This is a genomic window from Streptomyces sp. NBC_00038, assembly GCF_026343635.1.
In the GTDB taxonomy this organism is placed as follows: Bacteria; Actinomycetota; Actinomycetes; order Streptomycetales; family Streptomycetaceae; genus Streptomyces.
On sequence record NZ_JAPELQ010000001.1, the window covers coordinates 1,300,677 to 1,317,409 of the forward strand.

Below are 16,733 nucleotides of genomic sequence, written 5' to 3' on the forward strand. Positions count from 1 at the left end.
GTCGTGACCAACATCGACGTGCACCAGCACCTGTGGGGCGCCGCGTTCGTGGCGGCGCTGCGGGCACGCGACAAGCCACCGTTCCTCGACGGATGGACCTTGTACGTCGAGGGCGAGCCGCCGTACGAGGTCGCTCCCGCCGACCACGAAGTGGCCCGGCGTACGGAACTCGCCGCCGCCGACGGCCTCGGTCTGGCGCTAGTCTCCCTGTCCGCACCGCTCGGCGTGGAATGGCTGCCCGCCGAGGAGGCACGGCCTCTGCTCGACGCCTACCACCAGGACGCGGCCGAACTGCCCGAACCGTTCGGGGCCTGGGCCGCCGCCTGCGTCCGGGATGTCGACGCCGGCGCGACGGCCGCCGTGCTCGACCGGGGGTGCGCCGGACTCCAGCTTCCGGCGAACGCCCTTGCCGACGCCGCCGGTTACGCGCGGTGCGCCCCGCTGCTCGACCTGCTCGAAGCGCGCGGCCTCCCGCTGTTCGTCCATCCGGGGCCCGCGACCGGCGAGTCCTCGGCACCCGGCTGGTGGCCCGCGTTGGTCCCGTACGTCCAGCAGATGCACGCCGCCTGGTTCGCCTTCCGCGCCTTCGGCCGGCCTCGCCATCCGCGGCTACGCGTGTGCTTCGCGCTGCTGGCCGGGCTCGCGCCGCTGCACGGGGAGCGTCTCGCCGCCCGGGGTGGTGGCTTGGGCGAGGTGGACCGGGACGTGTTCGTGGAGACGTCCTCGTACGGGCCGCGCGCCGTGGACGCGGTCGTCCGTGCCCTCGGCGTCGATGTCGTCGTCCAGGGCACGGACCGGCCCTACGCGGAGCCGCAAAAGCATCCCGGGTTCGGGCTGGGCGATGGCTCGGAGCACGCCTTCCGGGTCGCCAATCCTCGGCGGCTGCTCACCGGAAAGGACTGACCGTGCCCAGATCGAGGCCGCTCTCCCGGGCCTCCCGGATGGCTTCTGCGTATCCGGCGTCCGCGTAACGGGCCACGCCCAGCGCGGGGTCGGTCCAGAACACCCGGCGGATCTTGCGTTCCGCGAGTTCGCTGCCGTCCGCGACCACGGTGAGGCCGGTGTGGATGCTGCGGCCCACCCCGACGCCGCCGCCGTTGCCGACGGACACCCAGGTCGCGCCCTGTGCGGCGTTGAGCAGTGCGGCGAGGACGGGCCAGTCGGCGATCGCGTCGCTGCCGTCGAGCATCCCCTCGGTCTCCCGGGACGGTGAGGCGACGGCGGCAGGGTCCATGTGGTCCCGGCCCAGGGCCAGCGGGCCGATCTCGCCGCGCCGGACAAGGTCGTTGAGGCGCAGGCCGACCTCGTGCCGTTCGCCGAGGCCGAGCCAGCAGATGCGGGCCGGCAGCCCCTGCGGTGCGACTCGGGCCCGGGCCAGTGTGAACCACCGCTCCAGAGAAGGGGAGTTGACCACCTCCAGTACGGCCTCCTCGCTGCGGCGCAGGTCCTCGGGGTCGCCGCTGAGGCAGATCCAGCGGTACGGCCCCACTCCGCGCGCGAAGATCGGGCGTACGTACTCGGCCACGAATCCGGGGAGTTCGCCCGCACGGTGTGCTCCGGCCGCAACCGCCTGGGCGCGCAGGTTGTTGCCGTACTCGAAGACGACCGTGCCGCCCTCGCGCAGTGCCAGCAACGCGTTCGCGTGCGCGAGCAACGACGCCCGTACGGCCTCGCGGTAGGCAGGATCGGGCGTGCGTGCCTGGTCCGGCGTGTACCCGATGGGCACGTATCCGTGGTCGAGGTCGTGCGCGGCCGTCTGGTCGGTCGCTATGTCGATGGCGACGCCGTCGGCCACCAGGCGGGGCAGGATCTCGGCGATGTTCCCGACGAGCGCGATGGCCGCAGGGTCGGACGCACCGGTGAGGTCGGCGACCGCCGCTTCGTAGTCCGGCGCGATGCGGTCGACCCAGCCCGCCTCCAGCCTGCGCCGCGCGCGCTCGGGGTCGACCTCGACGATCAGGCCGCGGCCGCCCAGGTTCGCGATGGCGAGACCCTGCGCGCCGCCCATGCCGCCGAGCCCGGCCGTGACCACCCGCCGTCCGGCGAGCGTGCCGCCGAAGTGGCGGCGGGCGATGGCGGAGAGGGTCTCGTGGGTGAAGCCGAGGATCCCCTGGGTGCCGATGTAGAACCAGGAAGCGGCCGTCATCTGCCCGTACATGGTGAGTCCGGCGTCCTCCAGGCGACGGAACTCCGCCTCGCCCGACCAGGCGGGCACGACCATCGCCGTCGAGATCAGCACGCGCGGCGCGTCGGGGTGGCTCGGCAGCACCGCCACGGGTTTGCCCGACTGCACCATCAACGTCTCGTCCGGACCGAGGCGTTCGAGGGCGGCGACGATCGCGTCGTACGCCTCCCAGGAGCGGGCGGCCCTCCCGCGGCCGCCGTAGACGACGAGCCTGGCCGAGTTCTCGGCGACGGCGGGATCGAGCGTGTTGAGGAAGCAGCGCAGTACGCCCTCCTGCTCCCAGCCCCGGCAGCGGAGTTGGGCACCGGTCGGCGCCGGAACGCCGAGTCTTCCGTCGAGTTGGGCATTGATTGGATCCATGGATCCAATCTAGTATCCGGGCATGTGCCCGCCACCACCCTCCGCTCAAGGTGAGACGCTCGCCGTCGCGAGCCTCGCCGACGAGATCGCCTACCGGCTGCGCGCCGACATCCTCGACGGGCGGCTGCCGTTCGGCGCCCGACTCCAACACGAGGAACTGGCAGCGCGTTTCGGCGTGAGCCGTACGCCGATCCGTGAAGCCCTGCGCCAGTTGCAGGCGCTCAACCTCGTCGAACTGGCGCCCAACCGCGGCGCGACGGTGCGCACCCCGTCCCGGGCGGAACTCGTCGAGGTCTACGAACTCCGTGCGGAAATGGAGGGCTTCGCCTGCGCGCTCGCCTGCGACCGCGCCTCCACCGAGGACTTGGACCTTCTGGAGCGGACTCAGGAACGCCTCACCGCCGCCGTCACCTCGGCCGGGCGCGTCGACGACGCGGAACTCGACGCCGCCGTGACGGAGGCGAACACCGCCTTCCACGATCTGATCCACCGGGCCGCCGCCAACCGGCGCCTGACCGAGTCCATCCAGGCGCTCCAGAACGTCTTCCCCCGCGACTCGGTATGGCGGGTCATCGCCCATGACGAGACGGCGATGACGACCATGAACGTCACCGAGCACCAGGCGATCTCCACCGCGCTCCGCGCCCGGACACCGGAGGCCGCGCGCAAGGTGATGCGCGACCATGTGCACGCCGCCGGTGAGATCCTGCTCGCCCACCTCGACGACCAGAGATTCTGGGGATGAGCGCGCACTTCGGCCGGGTGCTGGTCATCGGCGGCGGCGTCATGGGCACCGGCATCGCCGCCCGCCTCGCCGCCTCGGGCATCGAGACGGTCGTGCTGGTCCGCCGCCCCGAGGCGGCCGCGGCCACCCGGGACGAGATCACCCGGCGGGTCGAGCACCTCGTCGAACTCGGCGCGGCGTCGCCCGAATCCGTACGGGCGGCGACGATCCTGGTCGGTGAGGCGCCCGGCCCGTTCGCGCTGGCGGTCGAATCGACGGCCGAGGACATGGCAGCCAAGCGCGTCGCCCTGGCACGGGCCGAGTCGCTCGTCCCGGACGGCGGAATCGTGGCCACCAACACCTCCTCGCTCCGGCTTGCGGATCTCGCCGACGGTCTGAAGCGCCCCGAACTCTTCGCCGGGTGGCACTGGTTCAACCCTGCCGAGCTCGTCCCGCTCGTGGAGGTGACGGGCGGACCCCGCACGGCGCCGGAGACCCTGGAGCGGCTCGCCGGGCTCTCGCGGGCCGTCGGCAAGGAGCCGATCACGCTGCGGCGCGACCACCCGGGCTTCGTGGCCAACCGGCTGCAGTACGCGTTGCTGCGCGAGGCGTACGCGCTGGTCGAGGAGGGCGTCTGCGGAGTGGCGGACGTGGACCGCGCCGTCGTCGCAGGCCTCGGTGCGCGCTGGGCGGCGATCGGCCCGTTCGCGTCCATGGACGCGGCGGGGCTCGATGTCCACGAAGCGGTCGCCGGGCAGTTGTTCCCGCGGCTCTCCCGCTCGACCGAGGTCCCGGCCCTGCTGCGCGAGACACGTCGCAGCGGCGCCACCGGCATGAAGAGCGGCCGCGGCCTGCTGGGCGACTACCCGCCCGGCGCCGCGCGCGAGGTCGCCGCACGACGCGACGCGGTGCTCGCCCTACTGGCAGAAGACCGGCGGGAGGCCGAGCAATGACGTCCATCGCGGAACCTGTGGCCGCCGGGGAGGAAGCGTTCGACGGCGCGGTCGTCCTGGGCGACCGACCGCTGCGTCCGGCCGACGTGGTGGCGGTGGCACGTGGCCGTCGCGTGGTCCTCGGGCATGCCGCCCGGACGCGGATGGGCGCCTCACGGCTCGCACTTGAGGGTGTGCTGGCCCGTGGCGACACCGTGTACGGACTCAACACCGGCGTCGGTGCGATCAAGACCCAGGCGATCTCGGCGGACCGGCAGGCCGCCTTCCAGACCCTGCTGCTGCGCGCGCACCGTGTGGGGCACGGGCAGCCGGCACCCCGGGAGTTCGTCAGAGCGGCGATGGTCATACGGGCGGCGGGGCTCGCCGTCGGTGTCGCCGGTGTCCGGGCCGAGGTCGCCGACGCGTACTGCCGGGCCCTCGACACCGGTGTGACGCCGCGCGTGCACCTGCTCGGTTCGATCGGGCAGGCCGATCTGAGCCAGCTCGCCGAGATCGGCCTGGCCCTCATCGGCCACGGTGCCGACGGAGCCGCCCTGATCGCCCACGGCTACACCCCGATCGACCTGGGCCCGCGCGAGGCCGGGGCCGTCGTCAACAGCAACGCGTTCTCGGTCGGTATCGCCTGTCTGGCCCTGGAGCGGGCGACCCGGGCCCTCAGGGCACTGGACGTGTCGGCGGCCCTGTCGTTGGAAGGACTGACGGGGAACGTCGACGCCATCCACCCGGCCGTCGCCGGAGTACGCCCGTACACGGGTGCCCACGAGACGATCGGCCGACTGCGTGCGCTGCTCGCGGGCGGCGCCCTGCTGACCGGCGCGCGGCCGGCCCGCGCCATCCAGGATCCGCTGGCGTTCAAAGTGGTGCCGCAGACACACGGGGCGGCCCGTCAGGCGCTCGCGCACTGCGACCACGCCGTCGGGATCGAACTCTCCTCCTCCGGCGACAGCCCGATCATGCTCGTCGACGAGGACCGTGCCATCTCGACCGGCAACCACGACATCGCCCCCGTCGCCATCGCGCTCGACTACGCGCGACTCGGGCTCGCCCAGGCGGTCACCATCGCGGGCGAGCGGGTGCAGAAGCTGCTGGACTCGGCCTTCACCGGTCTGCCGAACGGGCTCCGCGCCGATCCCACCGCGCCCGACGACGGCCTGGCGATCCTCGCCAACGGCGCGGCGAGCCTGGCCGGGGAGGCCCGCCTGCTCGCGCAACCCGTCACGCTGGAGCAGCCCACGAGTGGAATCGCGGCCGGCATCGAGGACCGGATCACGATGGCTCCCACCGCGGCTCGCCGACTCCATGAAATGGCCGGCCTGGCACTGCGGTTGGCCGCCGTCGAGCTCATGTGCGGCGCCCAGGCGGTCGACCTTCGCGGGCACGCCGGTGACCTCGGCGACGGGACGGGACGCGCCTACGCGGCAACTCGGCGATCGGTCCCCTTCGTCGGCGCGGGCGAGGCGCCGGACGGCGACATCGACGCGCTGGAGAACTGGCTCGCCGGCGACGAACTCCCCTAGGGCCTACCAGAACCGTCCACCACGTACTCGGCACAAGGGGATGACCATGAACCCGACCCCGATCGACACCAAGGCCCTCACCGAACTCGGCACGTCCGACCGCCCGTTGCGGCCGGAGGAATGCGCGGACCGGGCCCGCCGTGCGGCGGCGTTCGTCGACACCGCCGCGCTCGACCGCTCCGGGCCCGGTTCGTACCTGCTGCTGTGGCGGAACGACAACTCCGAGTCGTGGCTGAACACTTGGTGGGAGTCGCGCGACACCGGCTACCACGACCACCAGGGTTCCTGTGTGGGCGTGCACGTGATCGAGGGCACCGCCTGGCAGGAGGGCTTGCCGGTGGGCGGCCCGCGCCGCGCCCACCGGTACGGGCCCGGCGAGTCGTTCTCGTTCCCCGGATCAGGCGTCCACCGCATGGACCACGACGCCGGCGCCATCACCATCCACGTCTACTCCCCGCCCATCCAGGCCATCGGCCACTACGAGATCATCGACGGCGAACTCCACAGGACACCGGGCGACCCCGACGCGGGCTCGCCGGCGAGTCCTCGTCTGCTCGACGCGCTCAACGCGATCGGCCCGTGATCGTGGATGTCCGCCCACCATCAAGCCTGAGGCCCGGATGAACCACCCGGCGGCCGGAAGAGAGGGCCGCGGCCCACAACTCCTCCCGCTCCGGGGCCACGTACGCCGCTGTACACCGCGGGTGCCCGTGAGACGGTTACTCGCCGGCGGTCTTCGGCTCGCTCATCCGGCGGGCTGCCTCGACGACTGCCGAGCGGTGCTGGGCCAGCCGCTGCTGCGACCAGGACTGGCTGACCTCCTCGGGGTCGACTCCCTCGGCGGCCCAGAACCACGCCTGGGCGGCGGCGAGAACCATGGTCAGGAGATCGGCGGGGTCCATCTCCTGTGCGAGCTCTCCAGACTGCTGCGCGTCGGCCACCTCGGCGGCTTTGCGTCGGAAGGCATCCGGTTCGAGACCGGTTGCGGAGGGGCGCTCCAGCAGTTTCCATAGGCGTAGGCGCATCAGGTCCGGCCGGGCGGCGAGGTGGTCGAAAATCGCGCCGGCGTACCCGGGCAGGTCCGTGACGTCGAACGGCACCGACTCGGCACCCGCCGTCATCGCACGTTGCAGAACCTCGTCGAACAACTGCTCCTTGTTGCCGAAGTAGGCGTAGATCAGCCGCTTGTTCGCCTGCGCCGCCTCCGCGATCCGATCCACTCGGGCACCGGCGATGCCGTAGGCGGCGAATTCGGTGAAGGCGGCGTCGAGCAGCCGGGCCTTGGTGGCGCTGGAATCCCGTGGCATGCGCGCCACCTTAGCAAGTAACTATCTAGTTATTGACATGGGCGTTCCACGGGTCTACGGTAATGTATCTATCCAGTTAGTTACGGAATGGGGACTTGCAATGGAACAGCGCACACTGGGCAGCCAGGGCCTCGCCGTCGGCGCCCAAGGCCTCGGCTGCATGGGTATGAGCGCGTTCTACGGCGCCGCCGACGAGACCGAGTCACTGGCCACCATCGACCGCGCTCTGGAGCTCGGCGTCACCCTCCTGGACACCGCCGAGAGCTACGGCCCCTTCATCAACGAGCAGCTTCTCGGCAAGGCGCTGGCAGGGCGCCGGGAGGCCGCCGTGGTCGCCACCAAGACCGGCGTCGAGATCACCGACGACGGCCAGGTGCGCGATCTCAACGGCCGGCCCGAGTACGTCCGCCACGCCCTCGAACGCTCGCTGCGGCACCTGGGCACCGACCACGTCGACCTGTACTACCTGCACCGCATCGACCCCAAGGTGCCCATCGAGGAAACCGTCGGCGCGCTGGCCGAACTGGTCACTCAGGGCAAGATCCGCCACATCGGCCTGAGCGAGGCGTCCGCGCAGACCATCCGGCGGGCCCACGCCGTCCACCCGATCACCGCCGTCCAGACCGAGTACTCGCTCTTCGAGCGCGGCATCGAACAGGACGGGGTGCGCGACACCCTGCGAGAGCTGGGGATCGGCCTGGTCGCCTACTCCCCGCTGGGGCGCGGCTTCCTGTCCGGCGCGATCACCAGCCCGGACGACTTCGCCGAGGACGACTGGCGCCGGACCGACCCCCGCTTCCAGGGGGAGAACTTCGACCGCAACCTCGACGTCGTCCGCGAGGTCCACCGCATCGCCGACGACAAGAACGTCACGCCCTCCCAGCTGGCGCTCGCCTGGGTCCTGCATCAGGGCGCCGTCGCCATCCCCGGCACCAAGCGCCGCCGCTACCTCGAGGAGAACGTCGCCGCGACCGAGGTCACCCTGACCACCGACGACATCGCCGCCATCGAGGCCGTCGCCCCGCACGGCGTGGTCACCGGCGACCGCTATGCGCCCGAGTTCATGGGCACGCTCAACGGCTGAATGCCGATCGACGCCTTCCAAGATCCCATTCGCCGGCCCACATTCACGTCAGGAGACCCACCTCATGTCCGCACCCCAGACACCCCACGCCTTCGGGGCGAGCACCACCGCCGCCGAAGTGACCGACGGCGTCGACCTGCACGGCCGCCGGGCCGTGGTGACGGGAGCCAGTTCCGGAATCGGGGTGGAGACGGCCCGGACGCTCGCGGTGGCAGGCGCCGACGTCACCCTGGCCGTACGGGACACCGACGCGGGTGCCCGCGTGGCGGCGCGCCTGGAGGCGGAACTGCCGCCCGAATCCGGACAGTTGACAGTGGGCCGGCTCGACCTGGCCGACCGGTCGACGATCGCGGCGTTCGTGGCGGCCTGGCAGGGCCCGTTGCACATCCTGGTCAACAACGCCGGAGTGATGGCCACTCCCGAACTCACCCGCACACCTGAAGGCAGGGAGTGGCAGTTCGGCGTCAACCACCTGGGCCACTTCGCCCTCGCCACCGGCCTCCACCCGGCACTCGCGGCGGCGGACGGCGCACGGATCGTCTCGGTGAGCTCCATCGGTCACCTCTTCTCACCGGTGGTCTTCGACGACTTGGACTACCGCTTCCGCCTCTACGACCCGTGGACCTCCTACGGGCAGTCGAAGACCGCCAACGCCCTGTTCGCCATCGGTGCCGCCGAGCGATGGGCCGACGACGGCATCACCGCCAACGCTCTGATGCCGGGCAACATCGCGGACACGTCCCTCGCCCGGCACATGGACATGCAGCAGGTGGCCGACTTCATGGCCTCGGGCGAACTCGCACTGCCGCCGGGGAAGACGGTGGAGCAGGGCGCCGCGACCTCGGTGCTGCTGGCCGCCTCGCCGACGGTTGAGGGCGTCACCGGCCGCTACTACGAGGACTGCGCCGAGGCCAAGCCGGTCGACGAGCGAGCCGGTGCCGTCGCCGGCGTCGCGCCGTACGCCCTCGACCGGGAGAACGCGGCACGCCTGTGGTCCGTGTCCAAGGCTCTGGTCAACTAGCCGTCCAGGCTCCGGTCATGCCCTCGCGAGACGAGCAGTGGGCCCGGCTGCGCCGTCAGCTCTGGCGGCCCCCGCGCGCCCATGGCGAGCAGCCGCGCGAGCGGGTGGTCGGCCCGCTCGAACTCTTCTACGACCTGGTCGTGGTCGTCCTGGTCGCCCAGGCCGCCCACCACTTGGCCGACCACCTGACCTGGCGCGGCCTCGGCGAGTTCGCCGCGGTGTTCGCGCTGGTGTGGATCGCCTGGCTCAACGGCAGCCTCCACCACGAACTGCACGGCCACGACGATGCCCGCGGCCGGAGCCTGTTCCTCCTGCAGATCCTGGTGCTCGTGCCGCTGGGTGCGTTCATCCCCGAGGCGGGCGGGGCACGCGGAGTCGCGTTCGCCGTGGACGCGGGGGTGCTGTTCGCGGTCCTTGCCGTGCTGTGGATGCTCGCCGCACGTGGTGACAGCCCCGAATTCCGCCGTCCCAGCAGGCTGTTCGTGACCGGGACGGCCGTCTGCGCGGTCGTCCTGGCCGCGAGCGCCGCGCTGCCCGCCGGCGTCCGCGTGCTGACGTGGGGTCTGTTGGCCGTCGCCTATCTGGTGGGGTTCGCGGTCGTGATCGGTACGGCCACCCCGATGCAGTCGGTCGCGCTCAGCGTGACCGGAGCGCTCACCGAACGGTTCGGGCTGTTCATCATCATCGTGCTCGGCGAGACCGTGACCGCGGTGGTCGACGGACTGGCCCACGAGCCGACCAACGCGCTCACCCTCGCTGTCGGGCTCGTCGCCGTCGTCGTCGGATTCGGTGCCTGGTGGACGTATTTCGACTTCGCCGGCCACCGTCGGCCGAGGCCCACACGCACAAGCACCGTGCAGTGGATGCTGGTTCACCTGCCGCTCACGGCCACGGTGGCGGCCATGGGCGCCGCGATGGTCGGCCTCGTCGAGCACGCCCACGACAGCCGTACGCCCGCCGCCACGGCCTGGGTGCTCTGCGGGGGCGCGGCCGTCGTGCTCTGCACGACGATGGTGCTCGCGAGTTCCCTGCGCGTCTGGGACCTGGACCGCGGCCTCTATCGGCCGCTGGCCCGCACCTGCGTAGCCGTGGCCGTCGTGTGTGTGGGAGTCGGCGCCGCACGCCCGGCACCACTCGTTCTCGGCCTCGCCCTCGTCATCCTCTTCGGTATCCCCTGGGGACTCGCCGTGGCGTACCGCCTGTCCCACGAAGAGAAGTCCGCCGCCGAGGAGGTGCCGGCGGTCTCGACACCTCAGAACGACGACCGAGGCTGAGCCCTTCGCTCCTGCATGTCTGGCACCCGCTTCGCCGAAGTAGAGGGGTACCGCCCGGGCCTATGGACCCGCGGCCCTCACATGACGACGCCCCATTTTCGTACCGCCGCACTCCTGGCCGCGAAACGCCCGCCTGCCGTCCGCGGACCGTGGGTTCACCGACCGCGATGAGCCGTGATCGTGCACTCCATCGCCCGCGCGAGAGCCATGAACGTCTCGCGGGAGGCCTCGTCGAGGGACTCCACCGTGGCCTGCTCCAGCCTCGCCAGCATCTGGGCGAGCGGCTCACGAGTCGCCTCCCCCTTCTCCGTCAGCGACACGATCATGACCCTGCGGTCATGCTCCGCCGGCCGACGGGTCACGAACCCGGCCTCCTGCATCCGGCGAAGAGAACGCGACACCGTGGAATGCTCCATCCCCAAGGCCTTGAGCAACTCGGACTGGCTCTGGTGATCCCGTTCCAGCAGCTGCATCAAGATCAGCTCTTGGCCGACATGGAGACCGAGACCGCGCAGCAGCTCGCCTGCGTACCCGCCATGCGCTCGCGCGAGAGTGATGATCGCGTAACTGACCGGTCCGCCATCCGCGGTGCCCGGACGCGCAAGGGCACCCTCCGACGCCGTGTCCGCCCGCTGCTCTGCCATCTGCACGCATCCTCCACTCGCACCGGTGAGGGAGTCTAACCGGGCGAGTGGTCACACCCCTGATCAGCGGTCCGCCAGTGCGTCCGGCCGGCCTCACCTGTACGGATCGGCCGGCCGGCACTGATCAAGGTCCGGTCACTTGCCCGGATTCTCGTCTTCCAGTATCCGGATCCTCGTCTTCTAGAACTCCGAGCCGCTCATGGCCGCCAGGAAGGCCTGCGGGTTCCAGTATTCGCGGTAGTTGACGATCAGGCCGTCACGGATCGTCACGAAGGTGGCGTAGCTCATCTCGTAGGCGTTCCCGTTGGTCAGGACCGTGCCGGAGGCGCTCCATTCCGCGACGGCCAGATTCGGGTCGTCGGTCGCGTGGATCCGTACCGAGGGGAGCGTGCGCACGTCGATGACGTCGGGGTAGTTGCGCAGGTACTCGTAGACGGCATCGCGGCCTTCCAGCCTCACCGGGGTGCCCTCGGGTGCGAAGGGGAACTCGGCGACGACATCGTCGGCGCACAGGTCCGCCCAGCCCTTCATGTCCTTGGCGAGGAACCTGTCCAGGCTGCGCCGCAGCAGGTCGACGGCAGTGAGAGAAGTACTCATCATTTGCTCCGATTCATTGATGGCAAGGTGGTGATATCGATGGCGAACCGCCGGAGTTGGCATGAGGCGGACGCCTGCAGGCACCCCCGCGTCCGCCGGAAGGACGACCGTTTCGTCGTCGAACAGACCGGATGGACCAACGGATCGGCAGGGACGACGCGACGGCACAGCCGGACGTCGGTGGGCCCGCCGCGGAGGCTGGAGACGGGGATCGCGATGCAGGGGCTACCGCGGACAACCCGCCCGGGGCATGCAAAACACCTTCACTAAAGTGCTTCTGACGCAGGGTCACCCATCGAAAGAGCGATGCCGCACCAGAAGAACTTGTCTAGCTACATAATTACGTGTCTAGCCACACAATGTCAAGCAATCGCGCCCTGATTTCGGGAGGACCGTCCATGGCAGATACTCCGGAGGGCATGATCCACCGACCCGCGCTGGTGGCCGCCGCACCCGTGAGTTTCGGGCTGTTCGCGCTCGCCCGGGCCCTGCACGGCTACGGCGCCGAGCTGCTCTCCGACATCGGTCTGCATCCAGGGCAAGAGCTCATCCTCATGCAGCTTTTCGACCGGAACGGCCAGACCCAGGCCGAGCTCCAGCAGGCCGTGGGACTGGACCACTCGACGGTGTCGCGTTCGATCAGGCGGATGGTGGATGCCGGCCTGCTCACCCGTGAGCCGTCCGCCAGCGACCGCAGAGCCATGATCGTCTCGCTCTCCGAGAACGGAGAAGCGATGCGCAAGCCGATCACCGCTGTGTGGACGACCCTTGAGCGGCTCGCTACGGAAGCGATCCAGAGGACCGGGCAGGAAGGCTTCATGACCGCGGCCGCGGAACTCGAACGCGCCTATACGGCCGCCCGCCGCACCTGAGCCGCCTCGCCGAGGGCGGGTGAATAGCGTCTCGAACCGCTCACCTCATTCGGCAGCCGGAAACCCGGCCAACTCCGCACGGGAGGCGTCGTCGAGTTCGACGCCGGCGGCGTGGAGGTTCTCGGTCAGGTGCGTGCGGGTGCTGGTTCCGGGGATGAGCAGAACGTTCGGTGCGAGGTCGAGAAGCCACGCGAGGGCGATCTGCGCCGGGGACGCCCGCAACCTGGATCCCATCGCGGCGAGTACAGGGCTGTCGAGGATCCCGTTCTGGACGCCGCGCGGCCACCCGAGCGGGCAGAACGGGACGAAGGCGATTCCGCGTTCCGTGCACTCGGTCAGAACGTCCGCAGAGCGCCGGTCCGCCAGGTTGAACAGGTTCTGCACGCAGACGATTTCGGTCTGGTCGACGGCTCGCAACAGGTGCTTCCGCGAGATGTTGCTCAGGCCGATGCCGTCGATGAGGCCCTCGTCGCGGGCTCGGATCAGGCTCGCCAGTTGGGCGTCGAACCGCTTGCCGGGCGCGGACCGGTCCACCATGCGCAGGTTCACAGCCGCCAGACGGCTTGTGCCCAGGGTGGCGAGGTTGTCCTCGATGCCCTGGCGCAGTTGGTCCGGCTCGTCGAAGGGCAGCACGGCGCCGTCCGCGTCGCGACGGGCGGCCACTTTGCTCACGATCGCCAAGTCGGCCGGGTAGGGGTGCAGCGCCTCGCGGATGAGTTCGTTCACCACGCCCGGTCCGTAGTACTGGGCGGTGTCGATGTGGTTGACCCCGCTCTCCACCGCGGCACGCAGCACACGCAGGGCTTCGTCGCGGTCGCGGGGCGGCCCGAAGACGTTGTCGCCGGCCAGTTGCATCGCGCCGTAACCGACTCGGCGTACGCGCCGGTTGCCGAGCGGGAACGACCCGGCTCGTTCGAGATCGTGTACGGAACCTGACACGGCGTTTCTCCTTTGCCGAGGCCACTCGGCCGTGAAGTACACGGTGGTGTGCTTGTGTTGATGGGCTGATTGCCGGACGTCTGTGCCGAGGACCAGGTGTGGCAGGTCCCCGCCGCTCCCCCACAGCGGCGGGGACCTCGTCCCGCCCTGCTCAGGCGTGGACCTGGATTCCGTAGCCGAGGTCGAGGCGGATGGACTCGAGGATGGTGAAGGCGTGGCTGGCGGTGTAGACGTCGGCGGCGGCCAGGACGCCGGTGTACTTCTTGATGACCGGGGCGGCGGCGTACTCGGCCTGGGCGTCCTGGTAGGTCTTGACGCCGGCCCAGGTGTTGTTGCCGTACTTGGCGAAGAACGGGGTCGGGTCGACGTTGGCCATCGCCTTCTTGACTCCGTCGACGATGTCGTCGACGTACTGCTGGTGGATGGTCATGTCCCGACGGGTGCCGAGGCGCCCCATGTGCCCGCCGATGTAGTGGGTCCACGGGTACGCCAGGGCCTTGCCCGGGGCGGCGATGGAACCCTGGACGTCCTCGTTGATGTTGAGGTTCTGGAACGGCACCCAGCCGGGCAGATTGATGTCGACGAGCATCAGGGCGTCGTGGTCCGGGAAGTGGATGTAGATGTTGTCGGCGCTGTGGTTGGTGCCCTTGTGGATCAGTTCGACGCGCTCCCCGCCGACGCGCAGGGTCTTGTGGTGCTCGAAGGTGACGTTCGGCGCCGGGCGGGTCGGGTCGTTGTCGCGCAGCAGCAGCCGGCGGTTCTCCGCGTGGCCGATCCGCTCCACGTGACGGCCGAACAGGGACGAGGCCCCGAGATGGTCGGCGTGGTGGTGGGAGTAGACGATGTGGGTGACCTTGTTGGAGGTGCCGTTGGCGGCGGTTATCTCGTTGATGGCGCGCTGAATGTTGTGCCCGATGGTCGGGGGCGCGTCGAACAGTACGACGCCTTCCTTGGTCGTCAGGAACGCGGCCTGGTAAGTGGAATCGGTGACCCAGTAGAGGTTCCGCTTGATCCGGCCGACGTAGTAGCCCTGGGCGTTGACCGCGGGGCCGAGTGCCGAGGCCGGGATCGGAGCGTAGTCCGGCAGTTCGGTGGAGTCCGCGGCGGCCGGCTCGGCGAGCACACCGCCGGCCACGGCGGCGATCGCCGGGACGGCCGCGATCTTCGCTGACCTGGCCAGGAACGAACGACGGTTCGTGACCGTGGGCTTGTTCGTGTCCGTGGAGGAATCGAGCTCAGACATGTCGCTACTGCCTTTCACAATTGGTCAATTGGTTGATTGGTTGATTGGTTGATCGACTCGTCGCAAATGGTTCTGATCAGGCGCCCGGCGCGCTTCGGCGAGAGCCGGAGCGCGGAGTGATTCGCGGGCGGGGTGCAGTCAGTAGTTGCGGGTGTAACCGCCGTCGGCGGCGATGAACTTGGCCGTGACGAACTCGGCGTCGTCACCGGTGAGGAACAGCACCGTGCCGACCATGTCCTCGGGTACGGCTTGGCGCTTGATCGCCTGCTCGTGGGCGAGCAGGGAGTTGATGTCGGGCGGCATGGCCCCCTCGGCAACCGTTTCGTCGATCAGCGGGGTGCGTGTGAACGCCGGGGACACGGCGTTCACCGTGATGCCGTCGGCGGCGAGGTCGTTCGCCAGGCCGCTGGTCAGGCCGAGGATCCCGGCCTTGCTGGCCATGTACGGCGTCATGTTCATGGTGGTGGTGTAGATCGACGAGGAGCTCATGTTGACGATCCGCCCCCAGCCGCGCTCCCGCATGTCCGCGGCGAACGCCGTCGCCATCAGGAACTGGGAGTCGAGGTTGGTCGCCAGCACACGGCGCCAATGGGCGAAGTCGACGTCGGCCAGCGGCGCCACACCGGCGATCCCGGCGTTGTTGACCAGGATGTCGGTCGGCCCGCAAGCCGCGCGCACCGCTTCATGCAGTGCCCGCACGGCGCCCGGATCGGAAACGTCGGCGATCAGGGGGACACACGTGCCACCGGCCTGCTCGATCTCCTCCTGGGTCCGCTCGGCTGCCGTCAGGTCGACCGCGGCGACGGTCGCGCCGCGGCGCGCCAGCCCGCGAGCGATGGCGGCGCCGAGGCCTCGGGCCGCGCCGGTGACGACCGCGACGCGTCCCGCGTGGGTGGCCGCCGGTGCGGTTCGAGCGGAAACACTGTTGTCTGGCATGGGTTTTCTCCTTGCGGCGCCTTGCCGCGCCTTGCCGCGGTGAGCGTCTCGCCGCTGCGGTCGGGGTCAGCCGCCGTACGTGGGCAGGATCGCTCCGCTGATCGGTGCGGCGGCATCGCTGACGAGGAAGGCAATCACTTTCGCGATCGCTTCCGGGGAGACCGCGTGTGCGAGCTGGTCCTCGCTGAGGAAGCCGCGGTTCTTGGGGGTGTCGATCAGCTGCGGGGCGACCGCGTTCACCCGGATGCCACTGGGGCGCAGTTCGAGGTCGAGGACGCGGATCAGGTGCGTGAGTGCGGCCTTGCTGACGCCGTAGGCCGTCAGGCCGGCGGTGGGTTCGACCCCGGGTCGCGCGGAGACGTGCACGATGGCTCCGGAACCACGCGTTTGCATGTGGGCCCCGACCGCCTGGCTCATCCACAGGGCCGCACCCAGGTTCACGTCGACCATGAGGCGCAGCACCTCGGGCGTTGTGGTGAACACGTCGGAGAGGTCGAACGCGCCCAGGGTGTTCACGAGCACGTCCGGAGGGCCGACCTCAGCGGCGATCCGGTCGATGAGCGTCTTGGCCACGTCCGGATCGGTGGCGTCGCCGACTTCGCGGCGGATGGTGTCGGGCAGCTCCTTCAGTGCGCTCCCGTTGCGGTCGACGGCCACGACCGTGAAGCCGTCGGCGGCAAGGTCCAAGGCGGTCACGCGGCCGAGGGCACCACCGGCGCCGGCCACGATCGCCACGCGGCTGCTCACTGCGCCGCCACCTTGCCGGCAAGCGGTGCGTACGCGTCGAATTCGGGCGGGAACAAGCCCAGTTCAGGGGTCATGTCGCTTCTCCTTGACGGGTGCGCCGCGGGACGGCCGGGGGCGGTCACCAGCCGGTCGCGGTCAGGCGTTAATAATTTGCTTGCGTCGGCAATAAGACTCTCCCTCCACCCATCGCTTGTCAAGCAACCCCGCAAGCGGAGGCATCCCCACCGGGGCCACGCGAGATAGGCAGGCTCCCTGCTATAGTTTGTCAGGTAGCCTGCGCATATTTTCAGCCGCGCCTCCCGCGGCGCCCCCAGGACAGCGGAAGCAGGA

The 16,733-nt window shown here is 70.2% G+C and carries 17 protein-coding genes; 9 read left to right on the plus strand and 8 right to left on the minus strand.

The window, feature by feature from the left end:
- The first annotated feature begins 3 nt into the window (after positions 1-3).
- Positions 4-903 carry an amidohydrolase family protein gene (locus OG219_RS06045; protein WP_266823621.1) on the plus strand — a complete coding sequence of 300 codons (900 nt, stop codon included), beginning with the start codon at positions 4-6 and terminating at the stop codon, positions 901-903.
- Here OG219_RS06045 and hutU read toward each other — a convergent pair.
- Positions 887-2,545: a urocanate hydratase gene (gene hutU, locus OG219_RS06050; RefSeq protein WP_266823623.1), complete on the minus strand. Its 1,659-nt coding sequence runs from the start codon at positions 2,543-2,545 to the stop codon at positions 887-889. The genes OG219_RS06045 and hutU overlap by 17 nt on opposite strands.
- Before the next feature lie 22 nt (positions 2,546-2,567).
- Here hutU and OG219_RS06055 point away from each other — a divergent pair, with 22 nt between their 5' ends.
- From OG219_RS06055 to OG219_RS06070, 4 genes are read left to right on the plus strand one after another with little or no spacing between them, the layout of a single operon-like run.
- Positions 2,568-3,290, plus strand: coding sequence for a GntR family transcriptional regulator (locus OG219_RS06055; protein WP_266823625.1), 723 nt, complete (start codon positions 2,568-2,570; stop codon positions 3,288-3,290).
- Complete coding sequence (locus OG219_RS06060) at positions 3,287-4,222, plus strand: 3-hydroxyacyl-CoA dehydrogenase family protein (RefSeq protein WP_266823627.1); 936 nt, start codon at positions 3,287-3,289, stop codon at positions 4,220-4,222. Before OG219_RS06055 ends, OG219_RS06060 begins: the two co-directional genes overlap by 4 nt.
- Positions 4,219-5,739 (plus strand): histidine ammonia-lyase, encoded by a 1,521-nt coding sequence (gene hutH, locus OG219_RS06065; RefSeq protein ID WP_266823629.1) that lies wholly within the window; start codon positions 4,219-4,221, stop codon positions 5,737-5,739. The genes OG219_RS06060 and hutH overlap by 4 nt, the downstream gene beginning before the upstream one ends.
- Before the next feature lie 46 nt (positions 5,740-5,785).
- Positions 5,786-6,322: a hypothetical protein gene (locus OG219_RS06070; protein WP_266823631.1), complete on the plus strand. Its 537-nt coding sequence runs from the start codon at positions 5,786-5,788 to the stop codon at positions 6,320-6,322.
- A 136-nt stretch (positions 6,323-6,458) separates the two neighbouring features.
- On the opposite strand, the gene OG219_RS06075 is transcribed toward OG219_RS06070, so the two are convergent.
- Entirely contained in the window at positions 6,459-7,046 is a 588-nt protein-coding gene (locus tag OG219_RS06075) for a TetR/AcrR family transcriptional regulator (RefSeq protein ID WP_266823633.1), read from the minus strand.
- 100 nt (positions 7,047-7,146) lie between these two features.
- Between OG219_RS06075 and OG219_RS06080 the strand changes: the two genes are divergently transcribed.
- From OG219_RS06080 to OG219_RS06090, 3 genes are all read left to right on the plus strand, one after another.
- Positions 7,147-8,130: an aldo/keto reductase gene (locus OG219_RS06080; protein WP_266823635.1), complete on the plus strand. Its 984-nt coding sequence runs from the start codon at positions 7,147-7,149 to the stop codon at positions 8,128-8,130.
- A 64-nt stretch (positions 8,131-8,194) separates the two neighbouring features.
- The gene (locus OG219_RS06085) at positions 8,195-9,151 is read left to right on the plus strand and encodes an SDR family NAD(P)-dependent oxidoreductase (RefSeq protein WP_266823637.1); all 957 of its coding nucleotides are present in this window, start codon (positions 8,195-8,197) and stop codon (positions 9,149-9,151) included.
- Between the two features lie 17 nt (positions 9,152-9,168).
- Positions 9,169-10,425 (plus strand): low temperature requirement protein A, encoded by a 1,257-nt coding sequence (locus OG219_RS06090; protein ID WP_266823639.1) that lies wholly within the window; start codon positions 9,169-9,171, stop codon positions 10,423-10,425.
- 155 nt (positions 10,426-10,580) lie between these two features.
- On the opposite strand, the gene OG219_RS06095 is transcribed toward OG219_RS06090, so the two are convergent.
- Together OG219_RS06095 and OG219_RS06100 are read right to left on the minus strand one after the other, a co-directional pair.
- Positions 10,581-11,069 (minus strand): MarR family winged helix-turn-helix transcriptional regulator, encoded by a 489-nt coding sequence (locus tag OG219_RS06095; protein ID WP_266823641.1) that lies wholly within the window; start codon positions 11,067-11,069, stop codon positions 10,581-10,583.
- Positions 11,070-11,249: 180 nt separating this feature from the next.
- Positions 11,250-11,666, minus strand: a complete 417-nt coding sequence (locus tag OG219_RS06100; protein WP_266823643.1) for a nuclear transport factor 2 family protein — start codon at positions 11,664-11,666, stop codon at positions 11,250-11,252.
- Positions 11,667-12,064: 398 nt separating this feature from the next.
- On the opposite strand from OG219_RS06100, the gene OG219_RS06105 reads away from it, so the two are divergent.
- The gene (locus OG219_RS06105; RefSeq protein WP_266823645.1) at positions 12,065-12,538 is read left to right on the plus strand and encodes a MarR family winged helix-turn-helix transcriptional regulator; all 474 of its coding nucleotides are present in this window, start codon (positions 12,065-12,067) and stop codon (positions 12,536-12,538) included.
- Positions 12,539-12,583: 45 nt separating this feature from the next.
- Here the strand turns inward: OG219_RS06105 and OG219_RS06110 are convergent, their stop codons facing one another.
- The 4 genes from OG219_RS06110 to OG219_RS06125 all read right to left on the minus strand — a co-directional run bounded on the left by OG219_RS06110 (position 12,584) and on the right by OG219_RS06125 (position 16,403).
- On the minus strand, positions 12,584-13,477 hold the full coding sequence (locus tag OG219_RS06110) for an oxidoreductase (protein ID WP_266823647.1): 894 nt from the start codon (positions 13,475-13,477) through the stop codon (positions 12,584-12,586).
- Between the two features lie 151 nt (positions 13,478-13,628).
- On the minus strand, positions 13,629-14,720 hold the full coding sequence (locus tag OG219_RS06115; protein ID WP_266823649.1) for an MBL fold metallo-hydrolase: 1,092 nt from the start codon (positions 14,718-14,720) through the stop codon (positions 13,629-13,631).
- Positions 14,721-14,858: 138 nt separating this feature from the next.
- Positions 14,859-15,656 carry an SDR family NAD(P)-dependent oxidoreductase gene (locus OG219_RS06120; RefSeq protein ID WP_266823651.1) on the minus strand — a complete coding sequence of 266 codons (798 nt, stop codon included), beginning with the start codon at positions 15,654-15,656 and terminating at the stop codon, positions 14,859-14,861.
- Between the two features lie 66 nt (positions 15,657-15,722).
- Positions 15,723-16,403: an SDR family NAD(P)-dependent oxidoreductase gene (locus OG219_RS06125; RefSeq protein ID WP_266823653.1), complete on the minus strand. Its 681-nt coding sequence runs from the start codon at positions 16,401-16,403 to the stop codon at positions 15,723-15,725.
- Between the last annotated feature and the right edge of the window lie 330 nt (positions 16,404-16,733).

Excerpts from the sequence above, each read along its gene's own strand:
- hutU (WP_266823623.1), bottom strand. The coding sequence starts at position 2,545 with ATGGATCCAATCAATGCCCAACTCGACGGAAGACTCGGCGTTCCGGCG.
- OG219_RS06055 (WP_266823625.1), top strand. The coding sequence starts at position 2,568 with ATGTGCCCGCCACCACCCTCCGCTCAAGGTGAGACGCTCGCCGTCGCG.
- OG219_RS06060 (WP_266823627.1), top strand. The coding sequence starts at position 3,287 with ATGAGCGCGCACTTCGGCCGGGTGCTGGTCATCGGCGGCGGCGTCATG.
- hutH (WP_266823629.1), top strand. The coding sequence starts at position 4,219 with ATGACGTCCATCGCGGAACCTGTGGCCGCCGGGGAGGAAGCGTTCGAC.
- OG219_RS06070 (WP_266823631.1), top strand. The coding sequence starts at position 5,786 with ATGAACCCGACCCCGATCGACACCAAGGCCCTCACCGAACTCGGCACG.
- OG219_RS06075 (WP_266823633.1), bottom strand. The coding sequence starts at position 7,046 with ATGCCACGGGATTCCAGCGCCACCAAGGCCCGGCTGCTCGACGCCGCC.
- OG219_RS06080 (WP_266823635.1), top strand. The coding sequence starts at position 7,147 with ATGGAACAGCGCACACTGGGCAGCCAGGGCCTCGCCGTCGGCGCCCAA.
- OG219_RS06085 (WP_266823637.1), top strand. The coding sequence starts at position 8,195 with ATGTCCGCACCCCAGACACCCCACGCCTTCGGGGCGAGCACCACCGCC.
- OG219_RS06090 (WP_266823639.1), top strand. The coding sequence starts at position 9,169 with ATGCCCTCGCGAGACGAGCAGTGGGCCCGGCTGCGCCGTCAGCTCTGG.
- OG219_RS06095 (WP_266823641.1), bottom strand. The coding sequence starts at position 11,069 with ATGGCAGAGCAGCGGGCGGACACGGCGTCGGAGGGTGCCCTTGCGCGT.
- OG219_RS06100 (WP_266823643.1), bottom strand. The coding sequence starts at position 11,666 with ATGAGTACTTCTCTCACTGCCGTCGACCTGCTGCGGCGCAGCCTGGAC.
- OG219_RS06105 (WP_266823645.1), top strand. The coding sequence starts at position 12,065 with ATGGCAGATACTCCGGAGGGCATGATCCACCGACCCGCGCTGGTGGCC.
- OG219_RS06115 (WP_266823649.1), bottom strand. The coding sequence starts at position 14,720 with ATGTCTGAGCTCGATTCCTCCACGGACACGAACAAGCCCACGGTCACG.
- OG219_RS06120 (WP_266823651.1), bottom strand. The coding sequence starts at position 15,656 with ATGCCAGACAACAGTGTTTCCGCTCGAACCGCACCGGCGGCCACCCAC.